Source organism: Arcanobacterium phocae (assembly GCF_018913465.1).
Classification (GTDB): domain Bacteria; phylum Actinomycetota; class Actinomycetes; order Actinomycetales; family Actinomycetaceae; genus Arcanobacterium; species Arcanobacterium phocae_A.
This window is the reverse complement of sequence record NZ_JABAPM010000007.1, coordinates 34,290-59,982: the sequence shown is the minus strand read 5'-3', so window position 1 is coordinate 59,982 and position 25,693 is coordinate 34,290. Positions and strand designations below refer to the sequence as shown.

Here is a 25,693-nt window from a genome sequence, read left to right as displayed (position 1 = left end):
TCATTCCTGTACAGAAGTTTGTGTAGCCATGTGGAGAGCTTTACGCAGGTCGTCATCTATGGCATAGATATAAAGACCATTGACTCCCCGAGTCAATAAAACGTTTAACTCGTTTCTCAATAATTCCTCAGCAACCGATCGTTTAGATCTATCGCTCATTGTCCTGCGCTTTTTGGCATTTGTATTACAGCTAGCTTCCACATCAAAAACAATATGCCCATCGCGATATTTCACTGATTCTCCGAGGATTACTCCTGCATAATTTAAATCAAAACCTTGAATTGTAAATATTGATCCAACTTCATCAATAGTTTGTTCTTGTTCTGCCCAAGCAAGACCTTTATTACGTTTACTAAGTTCTCTACCTTCAGCCGCTTTCGTGGTTCGCTTAATTTCACGATTCCAAGGCATTGACCAATCGCCAATCTTTACATTCCATGTGCTGATATCTTCTGGACATTTGCCAGCGTTGTACTCCCAATCATATGTGGCAAGTAGACGAGACAAGCCGTGTTCAACACTAGTTGCTTTCTCTGCTATCGCGTCATGCAGTTGCTGAGGTGAATCGAAAATTTTAATCTCATACTTTCCAGTGTTAGCCGGACAAGATTTGACAATGCCATCGTCAATTATGCTTCGAATCCAATTCACAACTTCTAGAGGCGCATCCATGCGCATTTGGTTTTCCAAATGAATTCTTTTCGAGCTAACTCTGTTGAGCCATTCTCCATATATTGAATCTGCATATTGGTTGGAGGCTAGAATTTGTTTGTCGTCATATACAGCAATAACTACGCGCGCACGTTCTAGTAAATCGGCAAGCTGGTTCTTTCCTCGATAACTCTGCTTCCCTTGCGTCCATAACAGATGGGCTTCGTCTACAAGAATTACATCGACTTTATCGTTTGCCGTCCGATTATTAATGAATCTCGTTGGTTTCGAAACCGTAGAGCCCAAGCCCAGTTTTTGAGCAATCTGCTGATACACCACCAGTTGCTCATCGTGATTTATAAGCATAAAAACTTCTGCTGCTGCGCCTACATCGGACAGACCAAGTTCGGTTTCATCATCATGTAACCGTAGCTGAGAAAGTTCGTAAAATAGATTGCTCAGCAGAACAGTTTTACCTGATCCTGCCTCACCAGAGACAAGTATTAGTTGTCCTGTCTTATCACTATCGAGAGCGTCTAGAACCGATTCGTATATTTCACGCTTAGCGTTAACCTGTTCATCTGTCAGTTTGTGGAAAGGCGAAGCCTTGAAAAGAGCCGAATCTCGAATAACACTTTCAACTGGAAAGAGATCACTATTTTCTTTACGTAGTTCCCGCCAGATTTGATGAAATACTTCATCAAATTGTTCTTGAGTATAGTAATTTCGTTGCGGGTTAGATCGACCATTGTACAGCTTGCTAATATGCGGAGTTCCAAGCAACCATGACATCAGCCTGTTCTCAACATCGAGCGTTAAAGATTTATTAAAAAGAGTATTTCCAATTACATGCAGTTTTGCATCTGTTTCTCGTATTTTTAAATGCCAATTGTCAGCTGTGTATTGGGTGGTATCAAGATGTTGTTTCGTCCGGCTGCGAATATCGTTCGTTTCACCGATATAAACGCTAAACTTTCCCGATTTTCCATGCTCAATCACATAAACTGCAGGGTAATCAAATATATATTTCTCTAGCTCACCACTATGTGAGCTACTACTAATTTGGGTTTCCAGTTCTTCAATTGAAGTATCCACAAAGGGTACGGTCTGGATGTAAGTCTGTGCTTTCATGTTTCCCCAATGATGGTCAATGCGACGTTGCAAAAACGTTGTGCCTAAACAGCTCAAATATACCTTGTTATCGGAGACTTATCGTTTTATTGGCTTCCAGTACTCGTATTCTTGCATAGCAAAACTGGGCTAGTCCCTAGTATTATCACACTGCAAAGTACCCCGCTCCACCAGTTTGATCCAGATTAGTTGCCATCAGACTAGTTACTGCACATACGGACGACCTAGAGATGGATGATCCGTCACTTCAGTCAATCAAAGATCCAAGTTCGTAACGCCGCGCACTCAATTCACGTTGTGCTCCCCGCAGGATCGACCCTTCAAATGGAAGCTGAGACAAGTCAACAGTTTCCGCCACACTAAGAGCAAGGCGTTGTGCTGACCGTGCCGCCCGCAATGGAATACCTACATTCTGGGCAAATTCGTCCCAGTGCCTAGCGCGTATTTTTTTCGTACGCCCACCCATAGGTAATGCCATGTCAAAGTCACGATAGAGCGCAGTGCACGGCAGATCATACATAGGAGCCACCGCCCATACGCCCTTCGGATTACGCAGTATCGACACGTTTTTTGCATGCAAATCACCATTGCCAGTTAACCATGCAAATAGAAATTGAAGGTAAAGATTACGAGTTGCAATAACGGGTGCTTGCGTTCGGCTTGCTAGCGCAGTCACAACATCCTCAGAATCAACCGCATATTTACGCGCCGGTGAAATTTGTAGAATCTGCGATGCATCTTCTTGGGCTAGCCGCAACAACGTACCATCCTCATTCGTTACACGATCGAATCGGCGAACAAGCAGTCCTTCTACCCCTCGCCTATCTGTAACAATTTCGGCCTGAGCTACTGGTATTTTCAACCCGTTTGCACAACATAAATGAAGATACTCGTTTTGGACCAAGTGCGGAAAATTCGCAGGATCTATCTTCAGAATCGCATGATCTGTTCCAGTAGCGATCGGAGCACTCATCATTGAAGACGAGGCTTTGTTTTGCACCCCTGGCACTGCGTGCCGATCTACAGTATCGATTACGGTAGCAAAGTCCCAGTCTGCTACATCACCAATAAGCGGTGGTTGCTCAGCAGGAGTCACCCCGGCAGGAAAGACTCGGACATCTCCCGGTGTATCAGCACCGACCGCAAGGAGCATGGTCAATTCATCGTCCATTGAGGTTTTGGTGTATTGCTTTAATACTGTTAGCCGGTGGCCCTCTGGTAGCAGCCCGGCAAAGAATGCCGGAAGAGCTCCCCCCGGGCGCACAGTCTTTGCACCTAACGGCAACGAAAATGAAACCGGTTCGCCACTATAATCGGGAAGGTAGGAAAACTCGACATCTCCGTTAGGTAGCCGAGTTAGTGTTCCTGCATGCAGATCTCCTTTATATACATCTGCGTTTTCAACGAACCGTAAGTCAGCAAGTTCCATAGCCTGTGTTTGTTTCATGGTAGTACCACCTGAACCTCTAAACCAAGGGTTGCTGCAACAGCCAAAAGAGCTTTCAGACTCGGGCTTGTCTCGCCTTGTTCGAGCTTACGAACAGTCCGATCTGACACGCCCGCAAGATCGGCTACCTGTTGCTGAGTAAGTCCATATTCTTTACGAGTCGTTTTCAGTTTCTGGGCGATCGACGTCGGAGCACCAGCAGCACTGACAGCGGAAGCTTTTTTCGGAAGGATATTTCCGGTTAAGGTATTCATGACCATAAGAATACCCTAGGTTCACTACTTTCGGAACAATTTTTCCGAATTCCTATTTTTTATCAACATCGTGGACATACAGACAGTTTTTCGGAAGGATATTTCCGAAGTGGATCCACCCGGATGAGTAACGCTAGCCCAGCAACCGTGCGTAAGGAAAACTTGGCAATAGCGCAAACCTAGCTCATATACGCCTTGATTTGCGCTATTGCCCAGATTCGCGGACGCGGGTCACGAACCGATCGGCTTAGTAGCGATAACACCAACGGCACACAAGTTATCGGCATACTCGGTAAAGATTGCCCGCATCGCAAGCATACGTTTACGACCTGCCGGATTAGTGATCATGTTTTTAACGATCCGAAGCGCCCCTACTACCCCTTCGTCAGCAAGCAGGCGTTTGGGTTCCAGCAAGCTCATGGAGTTACTGTAGGTGAATTCGACGGCGAGCCCGGCTTCGGTCAGAAGTTGCTGCCATTCTGGCATTGTGAGCGGTCTAGCTCCAACCTTGATCGTACGTGAAATCTCTTTTTGTAGTTGCCCGGCTACTTCGGGAGCAATATCGTCCGGAGTCAGTCCCATTTCATGAATGACATATTTGCCACCCGGTTTCAGCAATCGCGCAGCCTCACGCATTGTCGCCATCTTGTCAACAGGCGACATCATGGTAAGCATTGCTTCACCCATCACCATATCTGCCACGCCGTCCTCAAGACCAGTATCCTTCGCATCGGCGGCCACTAAGCGACTAGCAACGTACGGATAGTTCTTGAGAACTCGGCTAACCTCCGAGGTACCTTCCGTGTGCGGATCTACTCCGATGTAACTGCTCGGCGGTGTTTGAAGCAACAAACTAGCAGTTTTCCCCACACCTGGCCCAAACTCTACAACTGTTTGCGTGGGTTGCAGATTGGCGTGCTTTAGCAAAGTGGTGGTCATCTCTAGCCCGCCAGGGCGTAGCACCCGCTTCCCCATTTTGGCTAGTAGCCAGTGGCCCTGTAGTCGATTTTCCTCTGGTCCACTGCGAGCACCTTTTATATCACCGCTCATGAAGTCTTCTCCGAGGTTGGTTGAACCACTAAAGTCAACGACATATAGGACGGTTCTACTGCTTCAACCGCATGGCGTTCATTCGGCGCAAGATAAATAACATCTCCACTGCTAACGGTTTGAGCCTCACCGGAAACTGTAAACAGCATTTTCCCAGAGAGAATATTGACGATCACTGCCCGCGAAGAGGAGTGCTCGGTTAACACTTGACCGGCATCCATCGAAAACATCACGTGACGCAGCAATTCGTTATTGACCACCACTCGCGACGTCGTCGAATTCTTTACTACTGGTAAATCGGCCAAAGTATCAGCTACCACAACTGATTCTGATAACGGGGTTGGCGGCATCTCACCCTCCTCAATATTTAGGTAAGGCTTACCTTAGCACATTCTCCTTGGATAGGGCTGAGAAATATGAGCAACTTCAGAGAACATCACCCTACACAATCACCTACCAACTACTGACACATGAGCCGAACCACCGCACTCGCTTCACCCCTCTTAGTCACTCAAGAAAAGGATCTAACCCCACTCCACTTCTGTTCTATCACTACCCATCGACACACAAAGAGGAATCACACACATCTGCCACTCCAGCAATTTCGTCGAACAAGAGGACTACACACGCAAAGCACACATTAAGCACAGTCACCACTCGACTCATCGGTCAACAATCGAACGTATAGAAAAACAATAGCTTTAACCATACCCATAAAATCAATAAAGACAAGACGTAGAGCCGGTTATATTTGTATACACCCCTGTTAACATCTATCATTATTCTGGGCAAACTACTAATAAGGGGCTTAAGACTAATGAATTGCGAAAATATACCTAGTTCGATCAAAAAGATGGACGACTACAAGAAATTTTTCTTAACATACCCTTCCACTACCGAAGGTAACGGAACAACTACAATGACTTCAACCGAGTCTTCGACAGAACAACAAAAACGCTTAGAAACTCTTTTACGCATAGCGCATGAAACACGAAATTTCGAGATAGGACTCTATTGGAAGCGAGCAAGCTACTATTGGGTTTTTGTTAGCGTTATCTTTATAGGCTACTATACAACTCTGTCTGGAGCCTCCACTAATAGTAGTATGCAAGCACCTAATAGTAGTATGCAAGCACTCTTCTCAATCCTATTTCCGGCACTAGGATTAATTTTTACACTAGGATGGTGCCTGGCCAACAAAGGTAGTAAATATTGGCAAGAAAACTGGGAAGAACATGTCAATATCCTCGAAATAATTGCTGGGATCCCGATTCATTCCGTCACAAAGACATCGGCAAAGCCTTGCCCTTTCTCTTTAAAGCCGTTCCCCTATTCTGTGTCTAAGATCAACCAACTTCTGAGTTTAGTGATACTTGCCTTCTGGGGCATCATTTACTTATATTCATTATGCGTAGTATTCCCACGTTATCCAAACCTGTCGAAACAGCAGTTTATGATCATAATGATCGTGGTTTTGTCTATGGTTTTCGCATATTTGTTACTTTCCACAACAAATTCTAGTGTAGCCAAAGAAAATACGGAGCATGATAACTCTGATCCGTTCAACTTTAATATCGGAAACTTAGCACAGAACTACTTAGCCACTTTCACTCAAGAAGATAAGAACAAGAGTCAAAACATGCAGCCTAATAGTCCTAGGTCTATCTTCAGCCTAATTTCCATAAATATTCATAGATGATTTCCAGCGACTTACCTCTAGACTCCGCGCGTCAAACCTCTACGCTTATCATTTTTGACGGCGGTAGCCTCCAGTGCCTAACACGACTCGTCTATATCTATCGATAGTGGGTTGGTTTTATAGACAAGGCCTTGTCTAGAAAACCAACCCACTATCAGCAGTTCTCAATTATTTGCCAGTAATCGTTCAACGTTTACGATGATACTTTCGATACCCAACAAAACCACCACCAGTAACAAGTAACATTCCTACTGCCCAGCCTAGTTGTTCAATACCAACCCCAGTATGAGCTAAGTCCAGCGTTGTCACATGAGGTTTTGTACTTGCAGTTTGCTCGCTTTGAGTGTCATTCTTAGGCTGTTCTTTCCCAATATTAACCGAATTATCAGTCCTTGGTTTATCCGTATCTGGCTTGCTAGGAGCATCCGGCTTATCTGGCACAACATGCCCGAGTGAACGTACCGCCGGCAACATAGCTAAGACGATGGAACCGCGTCCGGTTGGATTACCGGCCCGATCAGCGCCAGCAACCATAAGTGCACCACTATATTCATTGAAATCCTTAACAACACCAATTGCGCGTCCCAACCGGTCGTTGTTTCCTTGGAGTTCTACTTTGGAATCTGGACTGATCTTCGCGATGTCTACGATGCCACCTAACACTGGTTGAGCACGCGAATTATCCATGATCCCGGTTAGAACTGAGGTATCAAAAGCAACAGCCCGGGCAGCTTGCGACGATCCTAAAATAATCGTCCCAGTATTGCCATTGCGGGCAGGTACTGCAGACATCCCGTATCCCAAATATCCAGCTGGACGCGAATCCACGATCCACCAACCACGACTACCCTTTTTATCGGTTACTGGAAGCTGAGCCTCAGGATCAATGGTGACCATATTGTGTTCTGCGGCCCCTAGTACCACAGCAACCGAGCCATTTCCTTTAGTTGGATTGGCGCCGACCATTACGTCTGCATAACCGTCATTATTAATATCACCAAGTGGTGCAACGGCAATGCCTAACCGGTCACCACCGCGAAGTGGCCCTTGAATTGCGAAACCATCTAAGTCTTCAGACACATTTATCGTGCCACGTGATTTTCCAGAGATAACCCATGCCATTCCAGTCTTTGGACTCTGCGCTTGCGGAGCTGTTGCGTAGTAACCGCCAACAAGAAAATCGCTCACACCGTCACCGTCAACATCTCCCGCCTGAGTAAAATTAAAGACTGGCATGTCTGTATTTCCAACTATGCGAGCCAGTATCCGTTCGGAGTCTTGTAGCGTAACTGGTGAACTCGTGGCGGAACCTGCAATAATCGTAACTTCACCACGCTTGTCTTTTCCGCCGGCTTGAGAGACGACGGCGATATCGGCAAGCTTGTCGTCATTCAGGTCACCTGCACCGGTGACAATCCATCCAGCACCGATTTTTGAAGTTCGAGAAGAGATTTCGATTCCCTTGTCGCCTAGTTTATTAAGATGTATAGGCTCAATTTTATCGGTTCCAAAAACAACGTAGCCACGGTCAGCTTTATGGCTGGACACACCAATGTCAGCTTTTCCATCACCATTGACATCACCGACGCATGAGACATTAAACCCGGTGAGAGATGCAACCTGAGGACCGTATATTTTAATTGCACCAGTTGCCGGATCATCCAGATCACCTGGTTTAGCACCATTAGGAACGACGTATGCGACGCCAACCATTCCGGTTGTTTCTTCCTGATGAGCCCACGCGCCGACGACGATATCTTTCTTCCCGTCACCAGTAAAATCACACGATTGCTGTGCAATAGCAGATCCTGTTGCTGCACCAGGTGCTCCATACCATTGCACGACTGCTCCTTCTGGACTTTCAGGAACTGGAACCGGAGCTGGTTTATTTTGAATGTTGATTAATCCGTGTGCTTCGTTCGGATCGACCTTGGGATCCTTTGGATCGAATTTTAAGGAGTCTAGTACAGACGCATTCGCGATCGGGTTGTATGAAACATCTACCCGATATGGATGGACCAAATGTGCCAATGGGGAAATATCGGTAATCTTGTTTTCGCGCACCGAAATAGTGCGTAACTGCGTCGGCTCCCGCAATTCCTCGATCGAGTTGATTTTATTGGCGCCCAACTCAAGGTTTGTGAGTTTATTAAGGTTCTTAAGCCCTGCAATATCGTTAATATTATTATGATGAGCTCGGAGATCTTCAAGTTTTGTTATCTGGCTGACAGGTTTCAGCGAGGTGATCTGATTTTGCGCTACATTGACGAATGTTAATTCGGGGTACTTCTTGAGAACGTCGATCGTTGAAATCTTATTCTTCATCAACGAAATGTGGGTAAGCCGCGGGAAATTTCCAAGGCCATCGATAGATCGCAAATCATTGTTATAAAGGTACAGTTCCTTGAGATTTGGTAGCTCTTTGAGCGCAGAAAGATCTTTTACTTCAGCTTGATCTAATCGCAAGACTTCCAGTTTAGAAAGATTATTGAGCGGACTGAGATCCGACAAATGGTTTTGTGTAAGATCCAAGACACGCAGGTTTTTAGCGTGCTGTAAGCCTTCCAAGCTAGATATATTGCGACCGACACAACGCAATTCTGTAAGTTGCTCGACATGTCCCTTCGTTACTTCACCATGCCCACCAATGCGATGCTCTGGCACTAAGCGGATACACGACCGAAGCATCGGATCGGTAACTGGAGATTTACTATTATCTGGCTCAGTTTCTGGGGGCGACGAGATGGGCGATGGAGTCATCGAATCATCGTCGGCAGGTTTATCTCCCCTTGGCAAAACGTGTATAGTCATATTCCCATTGAACGTCTGATCAGCCCAGTAACGAGCTTTATACTCCATGCCCGTTTCAAATATCTGAGTAGCTTTTTGCGATTCTTCTTTTGGCGCAATAACCTTTCCAGTCCGATCTTTAACAACTGGCACTAGATCCCCTACGTACCGGGTCAACATCGGGCGTTGTAATTTTGCATCAATCTGTGCAGTGAGATCTTTCAACGGTGAAAGGTCAAATAAATAATTCTTTCTCAACTCTAGCTTTTGAAGTTTTGTCAGCTTTGCAAGTGGAGCGACATCTTCAATTTTATTTTCATTCAAAGAGAGGCTAGTTAGGTTTGTTAAGTTTTCAAGACGAGAAATATCATTAATATCCGCTTGATAGAGCGCCAACGATGTCAAGCTCGTTAATTTTTCTAGTCCCTCTAACGACTGAATTTTAACTCGTTGGAGATCGACAGACTCTAGTCTAGAGTACTGCTGCAATTTACTTAGATCGCTAAACTCTCCACCAGTAAAACGGCAACTCAACCTTGTAATGCTGTCTTCTGGAACATTTTCTTCTTTTGCCTGTGCGGTGACACAGCTCGCTAGCTGGGCTTCGGCTGTAATTTGAGCGCTCGCCGCGGGGGCAACACCAAGAGACAGTACCCCCAGTGTCGACACCAAAGTGATCACACGACGTCGTCGTAGATGATTACTCATTTTTCTCCCTGTATTATTGTCAATGACCATGCGGTCAGTTCTTTTACTACGGACCTCAGGTGTATTTCTGCACACCGCTGCTGGTCACCGTGGGAGCCTAGGTGCTAGCTAGGCTCCCACATTCATATCAGCGACACTAAAAGCAGACCTCGTCCCTAAAGTCTATTAGGTAAGGCTTACCTAATTTCTGTAATAAATACAGTATTCCAATTGATTTATTTTGAAAAGCGTTACGTTATTAAAAAACGCTCTTCGTGACTAGCACCACTACTTCTACTTCTATGCACACTTCTTTCCCTCCCCAAGCTCGCAATCCCCGCCTCAATCACCATTATGAATTGCCGTAAATACTCCCCGGCAAAGTCTAATGAACGAGTTCCTACCAGTTGTTCTCTCCACAACATACGAATAACGGGCACACTATGAACATCGAGAACCACTCATAGATGAACTCAGCCACCAACAAATCAGGCTGGCCAAACCTACGGTTTGCCCAGCCTGATCGTTTCAGTATTAGCAACAATTACGTGTGCTTCATCCCGGCACCAATCCCGCCAGCCTCGCGCGCCGCGGCCTTAGCCTCATGCTCCAGCGCGCCCAACTCCCCGGCAGTTCCGTCCGGATGGGTAGCCATGAGCCCCACGCCGAACGCGAGCCCGCCGCCAACAATTCCTAGATAAACGATCATCATTACTACGGCTGAAGCACTCATGCCCGGCCCCCTTCTGTTAGCTCTTCACTACTTTCACCACGAACGTCAACAGCAACCGGATGCGGCTGGTCGGCCGGCCGATCAACGTCAAAGTCGTACTCAACCGGAGCCTGCAACTCAGTTTTCTTAGCCCACGGCAATCGGCTCATCACAAAACCAATTACCCAAATCAACAGGGCTAATCCCCAGCCGAACACCAGCAGCTGCCCGGTGGCATAGCCACCATACGGGTTCGTCAACAGTTCACGAGTATCGCCAACCAAGGTCACCGCCAATACGAACGGGGTAAGCACGCCAACTGCAGCAACCCACCAGCCGCGCGTACGAATCGTTGAGATAGCATCCAAATGCCGGGAAAGCACTGGGAACATCTTCATGCCCCATCCCACGACCAGCAAGGTCACCAGAGCGATCATTACGATGCCGAATACGTTGATGAACTTATCCATGATGTCCAAGGTCGCAAGGCCCGTCGTCGTCGGCAATAACACTACGGAGATCGCGCCAGCCAAACCGCCAACAACCAGCACAGCCTTACGGCGTGCCCAACCGAACTTGTCCATCGCAGCCGAGATCGGAACCTCGATGATCGAAAACATTGATGTGAACCCGGCTAAGAACAGCGAACCAAAGAACAATGCGCCGAACAACGGACCGCCTGGCATCAGGGAAATGATCTTCGGGAAAGCGATGAACGCCAGCCCGATTCCAGACGAAACTACGTCACCAACTTCTTGACCCGACGTCGTTGCCATATATCCCAACACCGAGAACACGCCGATGCCAGCCAGCACCTCGAAGGAAGAATTCGCGAAGGCAACTGTCCAGGCCGTCGTCGTCACGTCAGTACGACGCTTCAAGTACGACGCCTGCGTCAACATGATGCCAAAACCAACCGCGAGCGAATAGAAGATCTGACCGTAACCAGCCATCCATACCGATGGCTTCAACAACGCCGACCAGTCCGGGGTAAACAGCGTATCCAAGCCAGCAGCCGCACCTGGCAAGAACAGCGCACGCACAGTAATCGCCAAAAACAGCACGATTAACAACGGCACAGCGACCTTCGAGACCTTGCCTACGCCGCGCTCCACACCATGGGACATGACATAGAGCAACGCCAGCCAGATCAGCGCCAAGCCGATGGTCAGACTCGGCAGATATCCGGCGCTGAAAACCCGCGAACCATCAACCTGCAAGAATTCCTTGACGAAGAACGCTTCGGGATCATCGCCCCACGCCAACGTCAGCGAATAGTAAGCATAGAAAGCCGACCACGCCAAAATTGCCATGTAGTAGACCGCGATAAAAAACGTCACCAAGGTTTGCACCCAGCCAAACATCTCGGCCCGGCGCGAAATCCGGCGGAACGCCAACGGCGGCGCACCGCGAAACCGGTGCCCGATCGCGTAGTCGAAGAACAGCATCGATACACCGCCCGTCACCAGCGCGATCACGTACGGAACAAGGAAAGACCCACCACCGTTCTCATAGGCGATATAGGGGAACCGCCAAATGTTCCCTAACCCAATCGCCGAGCCAATCGCGGCAGCAAGAAACACTGTCCGAGACGACCAGACTTCTCTACCTGTTGTTGTAGACATAAAAAGACACCTTTGCTGGAAATGGATTGACAATCAAAACGTGCGAATCACGATATAAAAAATCCCCGAACCTAGAAGGTTTCGGGGTGGGGTGCGCAGGACTGCGGATGGCGGCTTCTCTAGCCTGCACACCCGCTAATAATCTCTAAACTCTTACGCAACATGGTGTTTACAGTATCATTACTATTTCTATAACGTCAAGCTGAGTGTCCTACGCCACGTAGACACTCAGCTTGACGCTTCGATTGTCGGCCATCACGGCTGTGCTGCGCCGGCATAGCCGCGCGACAGCCGCCGTTAAGACAACACGCGATTAAGACAGCACGCGATCATTCTCCATAATCACTGGCTGGCCATAGTCTTGATCTGGCCCGTCATCGTACATCGAGCGCAGATATGTCACCAGTTGGTCGCGCGATTCAAACCAGCTCGCCCGATACGGCTGATCGAACGCCAGCTTCTCCACGAACAACAACTTGCCCGGCTCGTTTTCCACCAGCACACCCACGTGCCCAACAAACATCGCCGCGCGCTCTGGATCGATATTGTCGTGCATAAACACCGACACCATCGACGCCTTACCCGGCGTAAACGTAATCTGGTGATCGGCAAAATACGCCGCAATATCCTTCGCATGCTGCGTCGAATCCTTCGCCGCCGCGGTCGGCACGCGCCCATATAGCGCCATGAACGCATCGCGCTCACCAGCATTAAACATTGCCGGCGGAGTATCGATAGACTCCGCGTCGAAGAACAGTTGCGAATCGTCCGCGCCGTCAGTCTTACCAACAGTCACCAGTTCCCGCCCCAGCGTAAACGTGGTGATTCGGCAATTCGTTAACGGGGCAGCTTTGTCTTGCGCAGCCTGAATAATCGCCAACTTATCGATCTTTTCCGCCGAATTCAGCGGCACGAAACCTTCTGAAATCAACGACGACGTCGGCACGTTCCCGTTGAACCGTTCCACCTGACCCGCAAACTCATCCAGCGCCGCCTGACTAATGCCAGCTTGACGCAGTTGGGCAAAAACTTCCTCGCGAGTCGCCGCATCGACCAAATTGCTGGTACGAACCGACGCAAGATCCGGGTTACTATCCGGCTGGCTCGCCTCGCTCTGGCTCTGCTCTGCTGGAGCAGAATCCGGGACAGACTCAACCGCTGGCGAACAGCCAGTAAGAACAATACTCACGGCCGCAACTACCGGCCACAGACGCATAAAACTTTTCATCTCTTAAGTTTACCCAATCGCGGCCGACCGTAGCGTTTGACAAGAATCACAAGGGCGATCACCCCAAACACACATTGCGGAATTAGCGATACCGCAGCAACAGCCACGTTGGACGTTGCGTCGTCGTCGACATTAATAACGACGACGGGCGCAATGTTCACTGTCCAATGCAACCCAGCCGCAAGCAAACCCCGCTGCCACCACGAACCAGCAACCATCATCTCCAAGACCAACGAGAGCGCCACACACGTCAACGCAAAAATTACAAACCCCGCCGGATCTAGCAACTGGTCGCCGTGCCATGCCGCCCAGATGATGCCAACCAGGCTCGCACCCCAGATCGCGCCGAAACGCTTCACAAACAACGGCTGCAAAAATCCACGCCAGCCGATCTCTTCAACCAACGCGCCCAAAAACTGCACCGTCAAGAAGCCGACCAAATGCCAATCCGTAAACATGGCACGATATGAACCCACCTGCAGTAACTCCGCGAGCGCCCAGGTAGCAAGAACATATCCGAGACACACCACAATAACTATGCGCGAACGTCTACCAAACTCCCCCACACCCGTTGGTGCCACCGGCAAGAACGGTGTCAGCCAACTACGATACAACAACCAGGTAGTGGCCAGACCCAACGTGGGACTCAGCTGCGGAAAAGCGATGTAGTCAAGACTCACGCCCAGCCATAACTGCAGAGCAATCAACCACAGCGAATGAAACAGCGTCGCGGCAAAGAACGTGACGATCGGGCGCCACGGCAATATCGGGCCCGATGACGTTTGCACCAAACTCACATCATTCATCGCCAACTCCTTTAGCCACTGCGTTTCATAAACATCTACACGGCAAACTTTACTCGGAAAAGCGGGCGAGGATTCTTCAATCAGGCAATCCAATATCTGCGCGTAGTCACTCCCGAATTTGATACCGTATTTTCCAGCACTCCGCCGCATGACTCGATCGTTTTTTGGGAGCCGATATTGGTTTGGGCGCACGTCACAAGCACCGGATCGATGCCTAGATTGTTCGCATACCTAACAGCCTGGCGCAAAATCTCAGTCGCATATCCACGGCGCCGATACTCTGGGCGCACCCCATAGCCAATATGTCCGCCATACTGGAGCAAATAGTCATTAAGCGCATGACGAATACTCACGCGCCCAACAAGGGTTTCCTCTACAAAAGCACCGAAAAATGTTGCGGGAACCCGCCCTTGGGGAAGATTCACTCCGGCACGCTCATCTGCAATCCGAGCCAAATAGTGCGACCACGTCTCATCATCGTACTTCAGTAAGAAATCGAAACCGCTGCCAGCGAACTCTGCGTTTGCTTCTAGCGCCTGAACTTCATCATCAGGACCAAGCGGTCGTAAAAATAAGGCTGACATCGGGCGCTTCCTTTCTGGGGTGTCGGCAAAACCGGGCAATAGCGCAAACTAAGGCCATATACGCCTCGGTTTGCGCTATTGCCGGGATTCTAGACCGCTACAAGTAGTAACAACAATCCCGCAACAACCACCCAACTACCGGCGAGCCAATCGTACGCTGGGTATATCACTTCTCACCGCGAGCTTGAGGATTGTCTCAACTCCTTCTAGACATATAAATCAAAACATCGCCCCTCTGGCCACGGGTCATCGACCAGTCTGACCATCGAACGTGCGTTGGTTACCAACGCAAACAATATTCAAAGCCCTTTCCATTGATTATTCGTCATAAGAAGTATCTTCTGAGTCTCCAAACCAAATGTTCTTCGTTGCTTTGATTTTCGACGTTGTCGAGGACATGAAGTCCTTCATAATGCTAGAGACATCATTACCTGTAGCAGACTCTTGTGGAGCTTTTTCTTGTTCCGCTATGATTTGGCGGAATTCCAGGGCATCCATAGTTGGAGCTGGCAATTCTCGAAGAGTCTCATGCAATCGGCGGGACTGGGTACTTAGCGACGCGAACGTCATCGAACCCGAGATCACACCACTAACAATCGGCACCACTTTAGTCACGGTACGAGCAAAAGAATCTTTCGTGACTTTAATACCAACGATGCGTAGAACCTGTTTCATTGGCCCGTACCAGACAGTTTTCGTGAGAGCCTTGTTCCTAATGTGCTTGCTAATAGCTGGCCGGGCGATATCTTTGGCAAAAACTGAAAGAGCACTAGCTGCGCCCTGGGCTCCAAACATAACGCCAAGGAACAACGCAAACTTACTCAAAGTCTCATCGTCAACCGCATCAAGATCACCAATGAAATCTTTCCAGCCATATACGTAGGCGAGCTTTTGCATGATGCGGAAGGCGTATACGAAATATTGCACAATATCGCCGGGGACGGTTGCCACCATCGCAAAGCCACCCGGTAGACCGCTAGCAAACGACAATGCCGTAGATTTATTGGTTTCGAATCGCATTACTCGTTGCGCGATCGCGTCCAAATCTTCAACTGTTACCCCTGCCTCCAGCGGCGTGGAGGCCAACGCATTTTCGATTATTTCATCCGAGTAACCGGAACGTCGGAGTTCCTGGCATAGAAAATCATCGCGAGTAATTTGGACACCACGAAGTCGAATTACCTTGAGGATAAAATCAATTGCAAATTGCTGAAGTTGGGCGTCTTGCTGATCAGCAGATGTTGCTAAAGCAGAAACATCAGACTCTTGCTCGCTAATGTCGGTAGCCGTGTCTTCTACTATTTCAACGGGGAGGTCTTTGTTTTCAATTTGCTCATCATTTTCGTTCATCGGACAAGGCCCTTACCTCTGAATATATTCAATATTTACGAAACACTTTAAGCATAAAATGTTCGTGGTGTCTCTACATAATTAAAACAAACTTTCGGTTTGAACGGCCGCCGAAATACAAGACGCGCCAGAATAGCTCGAGTTTTTGTGTATTTTCTGTATTTTAACTGCCTCCACAGACGATTTTGCTAAGCGTTTTCGTAACACAGCGTTTTACGAATGGACGCTGATTGTTTATACAGAGCTCGCAAATATTTATGTAGAGCTCGCAAACACAAGATCCTTCCGATCACAACACGTTATAAATCGGAATCTTGGCTCGTCTTGTAGTTGGGGTGTCGTCAAAACCCGGAAATAGCGCAAACCTAGCTCATATACGCCTAGGTTTGCGCTATTGCCGAGTTTTCCTACCGGCTAACTTCTTATAGATCCAATGGTTACTAATTATGTGGCTTGTTTCGATATAAAAACTGCGGGAGCCATAGGCTCCCGCAGTTTGTTTACGATCTAGAACAGCATCACACGTTAAACATGAACTCCACGACGTCACCATCGTTCATCACGTAGTCTTTGCCTTCCATCCGAACCTTGCCGTGAGCCTTGGCTTCTTGCATCGAGCCGTATTCCACGAGGTCCTCGAATGAAACAACCTGGGCCTTAATGAATCCGCGTTCGAAATCGGTGTGAATCACGCCGGCTGCCTGTGGTGCGGTCCACCCCTTGCGGATCGTCCATGCGCGGGCTTCTTTTGGTCCGGCGGTCAGGTAGGTCTGCAGACCGAGGGTGTCGAAACCAACGCGCGCAAGCTTGTCTAACCCAGCTTCGTCTTGTCCTGTTGATTCAAGCATTTCACGGGCTTCGTCTTCATCCAACTCGATAAGTTCGGCCTCAAACTTGGCGTCGAGAAAGATCGCTTCGGCAGGTGCCACGAGTTCACGGAGCTTGTCTTGCATCTCGGTGTTTGCCAGGCCTTCTTCGTCTGTGTTGAACACGTAGATGAATGGCTTGTTCGTCATGAGATGGAAGGTTTTGAGAATATCCGGGTCTAAATCACCACCGGCCGCGTACAGGGTTTTGCCTTCTTCTAGGATAGCGAGCGCGGCTTGCGCGGTTTCCACGGTTTCCTTTGATACCTTGCGGTTTGTCAGCTCTTTTTGTAGGCGTGGTAGTTGCTTTTCGAGAGTCTGAATATCGGCAAGGACAAGTTCGGTGGTGATGGTGTCAATGTCAGATGCAGGATCGACGCGGCCATCGACGTGGGTGACGTCTGGGTCTGCGAATGCACGGGTGACTTGGCAGATCGCGTCAGCTTCACGAATGTTTGCGAGGAACTGGTTGCCTAGGCCTTCGCCTTCGGACGCACCACGCACGATTCCTGCGATGTCCACGAATGAGACGGTTGCAGGGAGAATCTTTTGGGATTCGAAAATTTCTGCGAGCGTGTTGAGCCGCGGGTCTGGAAGCGGCACGATACCGACGTTCGGTTCGATCGTTGCGAACGGGTAGTTTGCCGCGAGTACGTTTGCGCGGGTGAGTGCGTTGAATAAGGTTGACTTACCGACGTTGGGCAGTCCTGCAATTCCGATTGTTAAAGCCACGGGTTTTATTTTAGTCCACGTCTTGCCGTGCGTCACTTTAGTTTGTTGTGGGGTTTGTTGCGGCGACGACGGCGATCTCACCTGGGTGTTACCCAAAGTATGTGGGAGGTAGCTTTTAGACTGTAAACATGACTATTGATCTGGGTGTATTTTTGATTTGCATCGTCGTCGCGTTGGCTAGTGGCGGAGCTATTGGCTGGTTCGCGGCGCTTAGTCGGGAGCGTGGGCGGGCTCAAGCTGTTCGTGATGAGCTCAGTCAGGCGCGTGCGGATGTACTTTTTGTGCGTGGTCAGGCAGAACAGCTTGAACGTGAAAATTCGTATCTTCACGAGCAAATACATGGTAAGAACTCTACGGCTCAAGCCCTTGCTCCGATTTCTCAGCAGCTAGGGACAGTGGATTCGTTTGTTCGTGCGTTGGAATCAAAAACGGCTCAGCAGTTTTCTGCGTTGACTAATCAATTGCAGGCAGAGGCGCGGGTGTCGGCGCAGCTTTCGCGCACTACAGAATCATTGAATGCTGCGCTGCGAAATTCGGCTGTTCGCGGTTCGTGGGGTGAAGTTCAGCTTCGGCGAATCATCGAAGTTGCAGGAATGTTAGAGCGCGTTGATTTTGATGAACAGCGTGCAAACTCGCAGTTCTCTGATTCGGGTCAAGGCAAGGGTCGTCCTGATGTCACTGTTCATCTTCCTAATGGCGCACATATCGCAATTGATGCCAAGGTTCCGATGGCATCTTATCTTGCCGCTCATGACATATCGGAAACAGATCTGGAAGCTGCCAGCGAGCGTGCGGAGTTACTTCGTGCGCATGCAAAAGCTGTAAAGAATCATGTCGCTGCGTTGAAGAAACGAAACTATCCGGCTGATTTTCCGCATTCCCCGCAACTAACGATTATGTTTTTGCCATCTGAAGCGTTGTTGTCTGAAGCTTTGGAAGCTGATTCCCAGCTCTTAGAGTATGCGCTAGCAGATGGAATTATTTTGGCTTCGCCTGTTTCTTTGCTAGCTCTCCTGCGTTCAGTTGCCGCGGTTTGGCGTTCTGCCCAAGCTAGTGAGCAGGCCCAAGAGATCGTGATAGTTGGCAAACAACTTGTTGATCGCCTCTCAGTGTTCGTTGGGCATCTGAGCAAGCTTGGAAGCAGTCTGTCTTCCAGCGTCACGTCCTACAATAAGGCAATGTCGTCGCTTGAATCTCGCGTTCTTGTCACCTATCGCAAATTCGATTCGCTGGGAGATAAGGCCACAGAGCTGACTGCCGCTACAGCCGTGCTCTCTTCCGATCAGACAGCGATTCGTGAACTGACCGCTACCGAATTCGATGATGTCTTGGACGACAACACTGAGTTGGATGGCGGCAAGCAGCCTTAGTCCGACGAACCCTGCACCAGCTATTCGCCGGCAAGTCTACCCGTGCTACGTGCCGTTGATCGTCGCCGGGCCGTACCGGTGCCACGTGCCTTATGTGGCCGATCAACGTCAACGCCGGTTGCTTTCAACTCGCCACGCAGATTCTTAGGTAGCGAGAAATGTACGTCCTCTTGCACGGTAGACACCGGCTCAACAGACGTGAAACCCCATGTTTTTAGTTGCTCCACAACATCGCGCACCAAAATTTCTGGGACTGACGCGCCAGAGGTAACACCAATGGTTTGCGCATCTTTCAGCCATGCCTGATCGAGTTCAGCTGCCTTATCAACCCGATAAGCCGAACCAGCCCCGGCTTCCAAAGCAACCTCAACCAGACGAACCGAGTTAGACGAATTAGCCGAGCCCACCACAATAACAACATCGCATTCGGGAGCCATCTTCTTCACTGATCCCTGGCGATTCTGCGTGGCATAGCAAATGTCATCACTTGGCGGATTAATCAAATTCGGGAACCGCTTGCGCAGCAAATCCACCGTCTTCATCGTTTCATCAACAGACAACGTCGTCTGCGAAATCCACACCACCCGGTCTGGATCACGAACGTCAACATTCGCAACGTCCTCTGGGCCATTAACAACCTGGATGTGACTAGGAGCCTCGCCTTGAGTTCCTTCAACCTCTTCATGGCCAGAATGGCCAATCAACAAAATGTCATAATCCTGATCCGCAAAACGTACCGCCTGCTTATGTACCTTCGTCACTAGCGGACACGTCGCATCGATGGTCTGCAACATGCGTTGCTCAGCCGCCTCATGAACAGCCGGCGCCACCCCATGAGCCGAAAAAACAACCCGAGCACCAACCGGAACATCATCCGTATCATGCACAAAAATAGCGCCACGCTTCGTCAACGTCTCAACCACAAACTTGTTGTGCACAATCTCTTTACGCACATAGACCGGCGGACCATACAACTCAAGCGCTTTTTCTACCGTATCTACAGCCCGGTCAACCCCCGCACAATACCCGCGCGGAGTCGCAATCAAAATACGTTTACCGTCCGAATTAGGAGCAGAAGAAATCTCCGTTGGAAAAGCCGAAGCACCCGCCAACGACACAGCATCAGTCTCTACAGAATTATCAACGTTCGTCACGCCTCAAGACTAACAGCTCCCCCGAATCATTGCTCATCACCTCTGCACATCCGACCACAACCCGCTGGGACTTTCGCCCAAAATTTCAAAGCGGCACTGCACGTAAGATAAATTACAGTGAAAATTTGCTAGAAAACCACAGTAAAACCGGAGAATAGGGCTAAATATGGCAGCACATGAACCCGTTGCCGTGCCGGCTACCTTGCCGCAGATGGCACGTGAAACCTCTCCGGAATCACCATGGCCATTGCGTTTGCTTAACGCGAAAATAGCTGAATATATCGCCAGAATGTCACGGCTATGGGTCGAGGGCGAAATTATTACGCTCACGCGCCGCCCCGGTGCCAAAGTTCAATTCTTCACCCTTGCTGACCTAGAAGAAAAATCGTCTATCACCTGCAAAATTTTCAGCCATGCCCTACCCGAAGGAATCCAGTCCGGATCCCGCGTAATCGTGTGCGCAAAGCCAGATTTTTGGGCCGGCAACGGTAGCCTGTCACTTCATGTTGATGAAGTGCGCGCGGTTGGACTAGGAGATATTCTTGCTCGGATCGAAGCACTGAAAAACAAGCTCGCCGCCGAAGGTCTCTTCGCAAGTAGCCGAAAGAAACCGCTTCCTTTTCTTCCCAGATCTATCGGCTTGATCGTTGGCCGAAACACCAAGGCGCGTCACGACGTCGAAGTCAATGCCCGCGCCCGCTGGGCAAGCGCCCAATTCGACGTCCGCGAAGTCGTTGTTCAAGGGCCAACCGCCGTATCAGAGATGATTCCAGCGCTCGAAGAACTCGACGCAATCGCCGACGTCGATGTGATCGTTATTGCTCGCGGTGGTGGGTCAGTAGAGGATCTCCTCCCTTTCTCAGACGAACGCCTACTTCGGGCGGTAGCCGCCGCAAAGACTCCAGTTGTTTCCGCTATCGGCCACGAGACCGACAATCCGTTGCTAGACTACGTAGCCGACTTTCGTGCCTCAACCCCCACCGATGCCGCCCGGTCCATCGTCCCAGACGTCACTGAAGAATACACCAACTTAGTGCACGCACTGCGCCGAGGCCGAATCGCCGTCGAAGCACTGCTGTCCCGAGCTCGCACGGATCTAGATACTCAACGATCCCGGCCCGCACTGGCTCATCCCGAAACACTCATCGAAAGCCGCGAACTCGATTTAGAACAACTTCAGCAGTGGCTTCACAACAACCTCGATCGGCAACTTACCCGTCACACTGCCACCATCGACGCCACACTGGCTCGCTTGCGCGCACTCTCTCCTTTAGCCACGCTCAAACGCGGGTATGCTGTACTACGCAACGACTCCGGCGTCGTCACTTCTGTCAACAATGTCGCCACCGGGCAACCGCTCACCGCCCAACTCTCCGATGGAATCCTGAGTGCAACCATCACTGCGTCAGAAAGGACTGACTCATGAACCCACAAACCGCCGAGGAACTCGACGCCGCCGTAGCCGCTTACTCCTATGAAGAAGCTCGCTCACAACTGGTCGATATCGTTGCGCGCCTCGAACAAGGAAATATTCCCCTGGAAGAGGCACTCGAATTGTGGGAACGCGGTGAAGCCCTAGCCCGCCGCTGCGAAACCTGGCTGACAACCGCCCGCGAGCGCCTCGCGCAAGCACAGCAACGCACTGATGACGCACTCGCAACAAACCAAGGTGAGAACTGACATGTCCTTTATGGTTATCGGAGAATCGCTCCTCGACGACGTCCAACGGGACCACACCCACACCACTCATCCCGGTGGTTCGCCGCTGAACGTGGCCTTGGGGTTAGCTCGTCTGGAACGTAACGTCACCCTTGTGACTAGGATTGGGAACGACGACGCCGGCACGGACATCGTACATTTCCTTACTGCGGCAGGTGTAAAACTCTATCCTGGGTCAGTTGATAATCGGCCAACGTCAGTTGCACACGCACAGCTAGATGAATTCGGGAACGCCTCATATACGTTCGATCTGCTTTCGGACTATCCGATGCCACGATGCGATGCTGACGTGACAAAACCGCGGCTCGTACATATCGGGTCGATTGGTGCACATCAAGAACCGGGCGCAACCACGTTACGGAAGTGGTTGGAGTGCTTAGACGGCCACTCTACGGTTTCTTATGATCCGAACGTGCGTATGGCACTGATGGGGCCACGCGAAAAGCTGGTGGCAGAAGTCGATGAGCTTATGCCGTATATCGACGTCGTCAAGGCTTCTATCGAGGATATGAAAGAAATACTCGGGCCTACTACTCCAGAACAGAGTGCTGAATTCTTCTTAGAGCGCGGAGCTCAACTAGTTGTTATTACTCGTGGCGCAGAAGGGCTCAACCTTGCCACCCCCGAAGCCGATATTCATGTGCCAGCAGTTAATGTGGGCGTTGTTGATACGGTTGGTGCTGGCGATGCGCTAATGGCGGCACTTATTGACGGTCTTGCGCGTATGAGCGTTCTCGGCGACGAAGACGGCGAAGCGTTGCGCTCAATCTCGCGGCAAGGCTTGGCCTCGTTGGGTGCTTATGCGGCGGCAGCAGCAGGAATTACTGTTGGACAGCCTGGTTCACACCTGCCAAGCCGAGAAGAATTAGCAAAATCGACGGAGCTTTACTCGCCAGATAACGGCTTCTAAGGCTGACTATTTTCCTTTGCGACGCTCTCGAACCGAGAAATCGCGCAACGCACGCAAGAAGTCGATGCGCCGGAAGTCTGGCCAGTAGGTTTCACAGAAATAAAGTTCAGTGTGAACGGTCTGCCAGAGCATGAAGCCGCTCATACGCTGTTCACCAGAGGTACGGATGATGAGGTCAGGATCAGGCTGGCCTTTGGTGTAGATATGATTCGTGATCGCGTCAACGCTAATTGACTGTGCGACGTCTTCAAGGGAAGCGCCCGAAGCAGCTTGTTCGCGCAAATAATCTTGCACGGCGCGCGTGATTTCTTGACGGCCGCCATAACCAATCGCTACATTGACGACCATTCCGGTATGGCCTTCAGTTTTGCTTGCTGCAGTGCGTAACGCATGGGCAGCATCTTCTGGAAGAAGTTCCAGATCTCCAAGAATACGAATCTGCCACGATGGGTTCTTAGCTAGGTGTTCTACTGCTCCAACAATGATTGCGAGTAGTTCGCGAATTTCTTTCGCGGAACGTTGGAGATTCTCGGTACTGAGCATCCATAAAGTCACAATAGAAACGCCGGCCTCTTGTACCCAACCAAGGACTTCGGAGATATGGTCTGCGCCCCGCCGGTGACCATGAGCGGCAGATGTGCCTAACGCTTTCGCCCATCTGCGGTTTCCATCGAGGATGATACCAACATGATGCGGAATCTGATGCGGGTTGATTTCACGAAGCAATCGTCGTTCATAAATACGGTAAAGAAAATCGCTCGCGAACATGAGACCGCCACCTCCTTGAAAACTATGTTGATATGTTCTGGTCTCCATAGTAACCCGGTCACATAGTGTGTGCACCGTTAATCTGCATGGCGCGTGGAATAGGAATGTTGATAGGGAAGGTATAGCCTGAAGGTAAGAACTAGGAGAAATTAATCCATGCATAACGAAAAAGAATCGTCTACTCCCATCCCCCTCGAACCTTTGAAACCACGACTTCGGGGTTGGCTTCATGCTGTTACGGCGCCACTAGCGTTGGCAAACGGCATCGTATTGGCGGTTTTCGCTCCGGATGCGGGCGCCACTGTCGCCTGTTTAGTTTTCATGGCCGCTTCTTTTTTCTTGTTCGCCAATTCTGGCGTTTATCATATCGGCTCGTGGAGTCCTCGTGCGGACGCTGTTTTGCGGCGTATCGATCACTCTAATATTTTCTTCCTGATAGCTGGCACATATACGCCGCTGTCAGTCATGCTGTTGCGCCCGATGGAGCAATTAACAGTGCTCCTTATCGTCTGGGGCGGAGCTTTTATTGGCTCGCTATCACGAATTTTCTGGCTCGATGCACCACGTTTCCTCTATGTTTCGCTCTATATCGCACTGGGCTGGGTAGCAGTCTGGTATCTACCCCAGTTCTGGACGAATGGCAGCCCTGCCATCGTGTGGCTAGTGTTAGCCGGCGGTATTTCCTACACCGTAGGCGCAGTGTTTTATGCGTTCTCATGGCCCAATCCATGGCCACGAATGTGGGGATTCCACGAATTTTTCCATCTTGGTACGTTAGGTGGGTTTATATGCCACGTGGTTGCTGTTTGGCTGGCTATCTTCGCCTGACACACCTATCCGCTAGAGGCGAATCTAGGCCGTATTTATTGTCCTAGTGATCGTAAAGTGATACTGTCACATAAATATAGGGTCATGTCCACAGGCTGTGGACATGTCTTTTTTATCCAAGCTTCACAACATACAACCCACTTTGAAAAAATAAGGAGAATGCACATGGCTGAAAAAACATGGCTCTCACAAGAAACCTACGATCGTTTGAGCACCGAGCTGGAGTACTTGAAAACTACTGGCCGCACTGAAATTGCGACGAAGATCGAGGAAGCCCGTTCCGAGGGCGACCTTCGCGAAAACGGCGGTTACCATGCTGCACGCGAAGAGCAGTCCAAGATGGAAGGACGCATCCAAGAGCTTCAATATCTACTTGAGCATGCCGAAGTTGGCGATGCTCCGCAACAAGTTACGGAAGTTGCTCCGGGCCTAGTTATTACCGCTGAGGTCAATGGTCGGCAGAAGAAGTTCCTCCTCGGTTCGCGCGAAGCTGCTGATTTCGTTGACATTGATGTCTACCCAGAAACAGCTCCGCTTGGTTCTGCGATTATGGGCAAGAAGATTGGTGAGGAGACGTCCTACACTGCACCAAACGGTAAAGAATTTACTGTGAAAGTTCTCGGTATCGAAGCATTCCAAGGCTAGTTAATGATAACGAAAGATCAAGCATTACCAGATAACCCGAATCCGGTCCTTCCATCCCCAAAGCCACACACTGTGCTAGGTACGGACATCTTGGCCGAGCCATCAGCTGGCCAACAAGTTATTTACCTTGCTGGCGGTTGCTATTGGGGTGTGGAAGAGATCATGTGGCAACTGCCAGGCGTTGTCAGCACGGCAGTTGGCTTTATGGGTGGTTTTACTGCTAATCCCACATATCGTCAAACATGCACTGGGCTTACTGGTCATACCGAAACTGTGCGAGTAGTGTGCGAAGATGCCGCTCTCGGACAGGTCATTAAGACATTTTGGGAAATGCATGATCCGACGTCGTTGAACCGTCAGGGGAACGACGTCGGGACGCAGTATCGGTCCGCGATTTTTGTGACGACGGCGCAGCAGCAGGCCCTCGTGGAAGAATCGATTGCGCAATACAGTCGGGTGCTACACGATGCTGGAAAAGGCGAGATTGTTACCGAAGTACGAACAGCGCTGGATGCCGGACCGTTCTATCCTGCGGAGGATGAGCATCAGCAGTATTTGGATAAGAATCCGTTCGGGTACCGGTGTCATGCGGCCACGGGGATGCCCTGTCCTATGCCGGGTAGCGGTCCGTTAGCTACACCGTCAGCAACCGATTCTCCGTCTTTCATTAAACTTGATTAGAATACG

23 protein-coding genes are annotated in these 25,693 nt (G+C 49.9%); 8 read left to right on the top strand and 15 right to left on the bottom strand.

Translation table 11 applies throughout. The features are described 5' to 3' along the window. From KSO86_RS08065 to KSO86_RS08045, 5 genes are all read right to left on the bottom strand, one after another. Entirely contained in the window at positions 1–1,782 is a 1,782-nt protein-coding gene (locus tag KSO86_RS08065) for a DUF2075 domain-containing protein (protein ID WP_216379639.1), read from the bottom strand. A 247-nt stretch (positions 1,783–2,029) separates the two neighbouring features. Further along, positions 2,030–3,229, bottom strand: coding sequence for a type II toxin-antitoxin system HipA family toxin (locus KSO86_RS08060; RefSeq protein ID WP_253280686.1), 1,200 nt, complete (start codon positions 3,227–3,229; stop codon positions 2,030–2,032). Beyond that, positions 3,226–3,483, bottom strand: a complete 258-nt coding sequence (locus KSO86_RS08055) for a helix-turn-helix transcriptional regulator (RefSeq protein WP_216379634.1) — start codon at positions 3,481–3,483, stop codon at positions 3,226–3,228. The genes KSO86_RS08060 and KSO86_RS08055 overlap by 4 nt, the downstream gene beginning before the upstream one ends. Before the next feature lie 231 nt (positions 3,484–3,714). Further along, complete coding sequence (locus KSO86_RS08050) at positions 3,715–4,533, bottom strand: class I SAM-dependent methyltransferase (protein WP_216379630.1); 819 nt, start codon at positions 4,531–4,533, stop codon at positions 3,715–3,717. Then, a complete protein-coding gene (locus tag KSO86_RS08045) occupies positions 4,530–4,883 on the bottom strand; it encodes a cupin domain-containing protein (RefSeq protein WP_216379628.1) in 354 nt (117 codons plus the stop codon). The genes KSO86_RS08050 and KSO86_RS08045 overlap by 4 nt, the downstream gene beginning before the upstream one ends. Positions 4,884–5,386: 503 nt before the next feature. Here KSO86_RS08045 and KSO86_RS08040 point away from each other — a divergent pair. Continuing rightward, complete coding sequence (locus KSO86_RS08040; RefSeq protein WP_216379626.1) at positions 5,387–6,232, top strand: RipA family octameric membrane protein; 846 nt, start codon at positions 5,387–5,389, stop codon at positions 6,230–6,232. A 186-nt stretch (positions 6,233–6,418) separates the two neighbouring features. On the opposite strand, the gene KSO86_RS08035 is transcribed toward KSO86_RS08040, so the two are convergent. The 8 genes from KSO86_RS08035 to ychF all read right to left on the bottom strand — a co-directional run bounded on the left by KSO86_RS08035 (position 6,419) and on the right by ychF (position 17,612). Beyond that, positions 6,419–9,730: a leucine-rich repeat domain-containing protein gene (locus KSO86_RS08035; protein ID WP_216379624.1), complete on the bottom strand. Its 3,312-nt coding sequence runs from the start codon at positions 9,728–9,730 to the stop codon at positions 6,419–6,421. Positions 9,731–10,253: 523 nt separating this feature from the next. Continuing rightward, positions 10,254–10,442, bottom strand: coding sequence for a methionine/alanine import family NSS transporter small subunit (locus KSO86_RS08030; RefSeq protein ID WP_216379621.1), 189 nt, complete (start codon positions 10,440–10,442; stop codon positions 10,254–10,256). Further along, positions 10,439–12,046: a sodium-dependent transporter gene (locus KSO86_RS08025; protein ID WP_216379619.1), complete on the bottom strand. Its 1,608-nt coding sequence runs from the start codon at positions 12,044–12,046 to the stop codon at positions 10,439–10,441. The genes KSO86_RS08030 and KSO86_RS08025 overlap by 4 nt, the downstream gene beginning before the upstream one ends. 313 nt (positions 12,047–12,359) lie before the next feature. Next, the gene (locus KSO86_RS08020) at positions 12,360–13,274 is read right to left on the bottom strand and encodes a DUF4300 family protein (RefSeq protein ID WP_216379617.1); all 915 of its coding nucleotides are present in this window, start codon (positions 13,272–13,274) and stop codon (positions 12,360–12,362) included. After that, complete coding sequence (locus KSO86_RS08015; protein ID WP_216379615.1) at positions 13,271–14,080, bottom strand: CPBP family intramembrane glutamic endopeptidase; 810 nt, start codon at positions 14,078–14,080, stop codon at positions 13,271–13,273. Before KSO86_RS08015 ends, KSO86_RS08020 begins: the two co-directional genes overlap by 4 nt. Positions 14,081–14,160: 80 nt before the next feature. Next, positions 14,161–14,664: a GNAT family N-acetyltransferase gene (locus tag KSO86_RS08010; protein WP_216379613.1), complete on the bottom strand. Its 504-nt coding sequence runs from the start codon at positions 14,662–14,664 to the stop codon at positions 14,161–14,163. Positions 14,665–14,982: 318 nt separating this feature from the next. After that, positions 14,983–16,014, bottom strand: coding sequence for a hypothetical protein (locus tag KSO86_RS08005; protein WP_216379611.1), 1,032 nt, complete (start codon positions 16,012–16,014; stop codon positions 14,983–14,985). A gap of 518 nt (positions 16,015–16,532) precedes the next feature. Beyond that, the gene (ychF, locus tag KSO86_RS08000) at positions 16,533–17,612 is read right to left on the bottom strand and encodes a redox-regulated ATPase YchF (protein WP_216379609.1); all 1,080 of its coding nucleotides are present in this window, start codon (positions 17,610–17,612) and stop codon (positions 16,533–16,535) included. A gap of 128 nt (positions 17,613–17,740) precedes the next feature. Here ychF and KSO86_RS07995 point away from each other — a divergent pair, with 128 nt between their 5' ends. After that, positions 17,741–18,982, top strand: a complete 1,242-nt coding sequence (locus tag KSO86_RS07995) for a DNA recombination protein RmuC (protein WP_216379607.1) — start codon at positions 17,741–17,743, stop codon at positions 18,980–18,982. A 20-nt stretch (positions 18,983–19,002) separates the two neighbouring features. Here KSO86_RS07995 and KSO86_RS07990 read toward each other — a convergent pair whose 3' ends face one another. Next, a complete protein-coding gene (locus KSO86_RS07990) occupies positions 19,003–20,094 on the bottom strand; it encodes a 4-hydroxy-3-methylbut-2-enyl diphosphate reductase (protein WP_253280691.1) in 1,092 nt (363 codons plus the stop codon). Positions 20,095–20,302: 208 nt separating this feature from the next. On the opposite strand from KSO86_RS07990, the gene xseA reads away from it, so the two are divergent. From xseA to KSO86_RS07975, 3 genes are read left to right on the top strand one after another with little or no spacing between them, the layout of a single operon-like run. Continuing rightward, the gene (gene xseA, locus KSO86_RS07985; protein ID WP_216379604.1) at positions 20,303–21,562 is read left to right on the top strand and encodes an exodeoxyribonuclease VII large subunit; all 1,260 of its coding nucleotides are present in this window, start codon (positions 20,303–20,305) and stop codon (positions 21,560–21,562) included. Beyond that, positions 21,559–21,816, top strand: a complete 258-nt coding sequence (locus tag KSO86_RS07980) for an exodeoxyribonuclease VII small subunit (protein ID WP_216379602.1) — start codon at positions 21,559–21,561, stop codon at positions 21,814–21,816. Before xseA ends, KSO86_RS07980 begins: the two co-directional genes overlap by 4 nt. Before the next feature lies 1 nt (position 21,817). After that, entirely contained in the window at positions 21,818–22,765 is a 948-nt protein-coding gene (locus KSO86_RS07975) for a carbohydrate kinase family protein (protein ID WP_216379601.1), read from the top strand. 6 nt (positions 22,766–22,771) lie between these two features. Here the strand turns inward: KSO86_RS07975 and KSO86_RS07970 are convergent, their stop codons facing one another. After that, the gene (locus tag KSO86_RS07970) at positions 22,772–23,533 is read right to left on the bottom strand and encodes an isoprenyl transferase (RefSeq protein WP_216379599.1); all 762 of its coding nucleotides are present in this window, start codon (positions 23,531–23,533) and stop codon (positions 22,772–22,774) included. Positions 23,534–23,689: 156 nt separating this feature from the next. Between KSO86_RS07970 and trhA the strand changes: the two genes are divergently transcribed. The 3 genes from trhA to msrA all read left to right on the top strand — a co-directional run bounded on the left by trhA (position 23,690) and on the right by msrA (position 25,687). Further along, entirely contained in the window at positions 23,690–24,361 is a 672-nt protein-coding gene (trhA, locus tag KSO86_RS07965) for a PAQR family membrane homeostasis protein TrhA (protein ID WP_216379597.1), read from the top strand. A 165-nt stretch (positions 24,362–24,526) separates the two neighbouring features. Beyond that, positions 24,527–25,006, top strand: a complete 480-nt coding sequence (gene greA / locus KSO86_RS07960) for a transcription elongation factor GreA (RefSeq protein ID WP_216379590.1) — start codon at positions 24,527–24,529, stop codon at positions 25,004–25,006. A 3-nt stretch (positions 25,007–25,009) separates the two neighbouring features. Next, positions 25,010–25,687, top strand: a complete 678-nt coding sequence (gene msrA / locus KSO86_RS07955; protein ID WP_216379589.1) for a peptide-methionine (S)-S-oxide reductase MsrA — start codon at positions 25,010–25,012, stop codon at positions 25,685–25,687. Positions 25,688–25,693: the final 6 nt, after the last annotated feature.

Coding starts and splice junctions, on each gene's coding strand:
- KSO86_RS08015 (WP_216379615.1), bottom strand. CDS start 14,080: ATGAATGATGTGAGTTTGGTGCAAACGTCATCGGGCCCGATATTGCCG.
- KSO86_RS07970 (WP_216379599.1), bottom strand. CDS start 23,533: ATGTTCGCGAGCGATTTTCTTTACCGTATTTATGAACGACGATTGCTT.
- KSO86_RS08040 (WP_216379626.1), top strand. CDS start 5,387: ATGGACGACTACAAGAAATTTTTCTTAACATACCCTTCCACTACCGAA.
- KSO86_RS08020 (WP_216379617.1), bottom strand. CDS start 13,274: ATGAAAAGTTTTATGCGTCTGTGGCCGGTAGTTGCGGCCGTGAGTATT.
- KSO86_RS08035 (WP_216379624.1), bottom strand. CDS start 9,730: ATGAGTAATCATCTACGACGACGTCGTGTGATCACTTTGGTGTCGACA.
- KSO86_RS08030 (WP_216379621.1), bottom strand. CDS start 10,442: ATGAGTGCTTCAGCCGTAGTAATGATGATCGTTTATCTAGGAATTGTT.
- KSO86_RS07980 (WP_216379602.1), top strand. CDS start 21,559: ATGAACCCACAAACCGCCGAGGAACTCGACGCCGCCGTAGCCGCTTAC.
- KSO86_RS08065 (WP_216379639.1), bottom strand. CDS start 1,782: ATGAAAGCACAGACTTACATCCAGACCGTACCCTTTGTGGATACTTCA.
- trhA (WP_216379597.1), top strand. CDS start 23,690: ATGCATAACGAAAAAGAATCGTCTACTCCCATCCCCCTCGAACCTTTG.
- KSO86_RS07995 (WP_216379607.1), top strand. CDS start 17,741: ATGACTATTGATCTGGGTGTATTTTTGATTTGCATCGTCGTCGCGTTG.
- KSO86_RS08005 (WP_216379611.1), bottom strand. CDS start 16,014: ATGAACGAAAATGATGAGCAAATTGAAAACAAAGACCTCCCCGTTGAA.
- KSO86_RS08060 (WP_253280686.1), bottom strand. CDS start 3,229: ATGAAACAAACACAGGCTATGGAACTTGCTGACTTACGGTTCGTTGAA.
- KSO86_RS08025 (WP_216379619.1), bottom strand. CDS start 12,046: ATGTCTACAACAACAGGTAGAGAAGTCTGGTCGTCTCGGACAGTGTTT.
- KSO86_RS07975 (WP_216379601.1), top strand. CDS start 21,818: ATGTCCTTTATGGTTATCGGAGAATCGCTCCTCGACGACGTCCAACGG.
- msrA (WP_216379589.1), top strand. CDS start 25,010: ATGATAACGAAAGATCAAGCATTACCAGATAACCCGAATCCGGTCCTT.
- KSO86_RS08045 (WP_216379628.1), bottom strand. CDS start 4,883: ATGCCGCCAACCCCGTTATCAGAATCAGTTGTGGTAGCTGATACTTTG.
- KSO86_RS08010 (WP_216379613.1), bottom strand. CDS start 14,664: ATGTCAGCCTTATTTTTACGACCGCTTGGTCCTGATGATGAAGTTCAG.
- xseA (WP_216379604.1), top strand. CDS start 20,303: ATGGCAGCACATGAACCCGTTGCCGTGCCGGCTACCTTGCCGCAGATG.
- greA (WP_216379590.1), top strand. CDS start 24,527: ATGGCTGAAAAAACATGGCTCTCACAAGAAACCTACGATCGTTTGAGC.
- KSO86_RS08055 (WP_216379634.1), bottom strand. CDS start 3,483: ATGAATACCTTAACCGGAAATATCCTTCCGAAAAAAGCTTCCGCTGTC.
- KSO86_RS08050 (WP_216379630.1), bottom strand. CDS start 4,533: ATGAGCGGTGATATAAAAGGTGCTCGCAGTGGACCAGAGGAAAATCGA.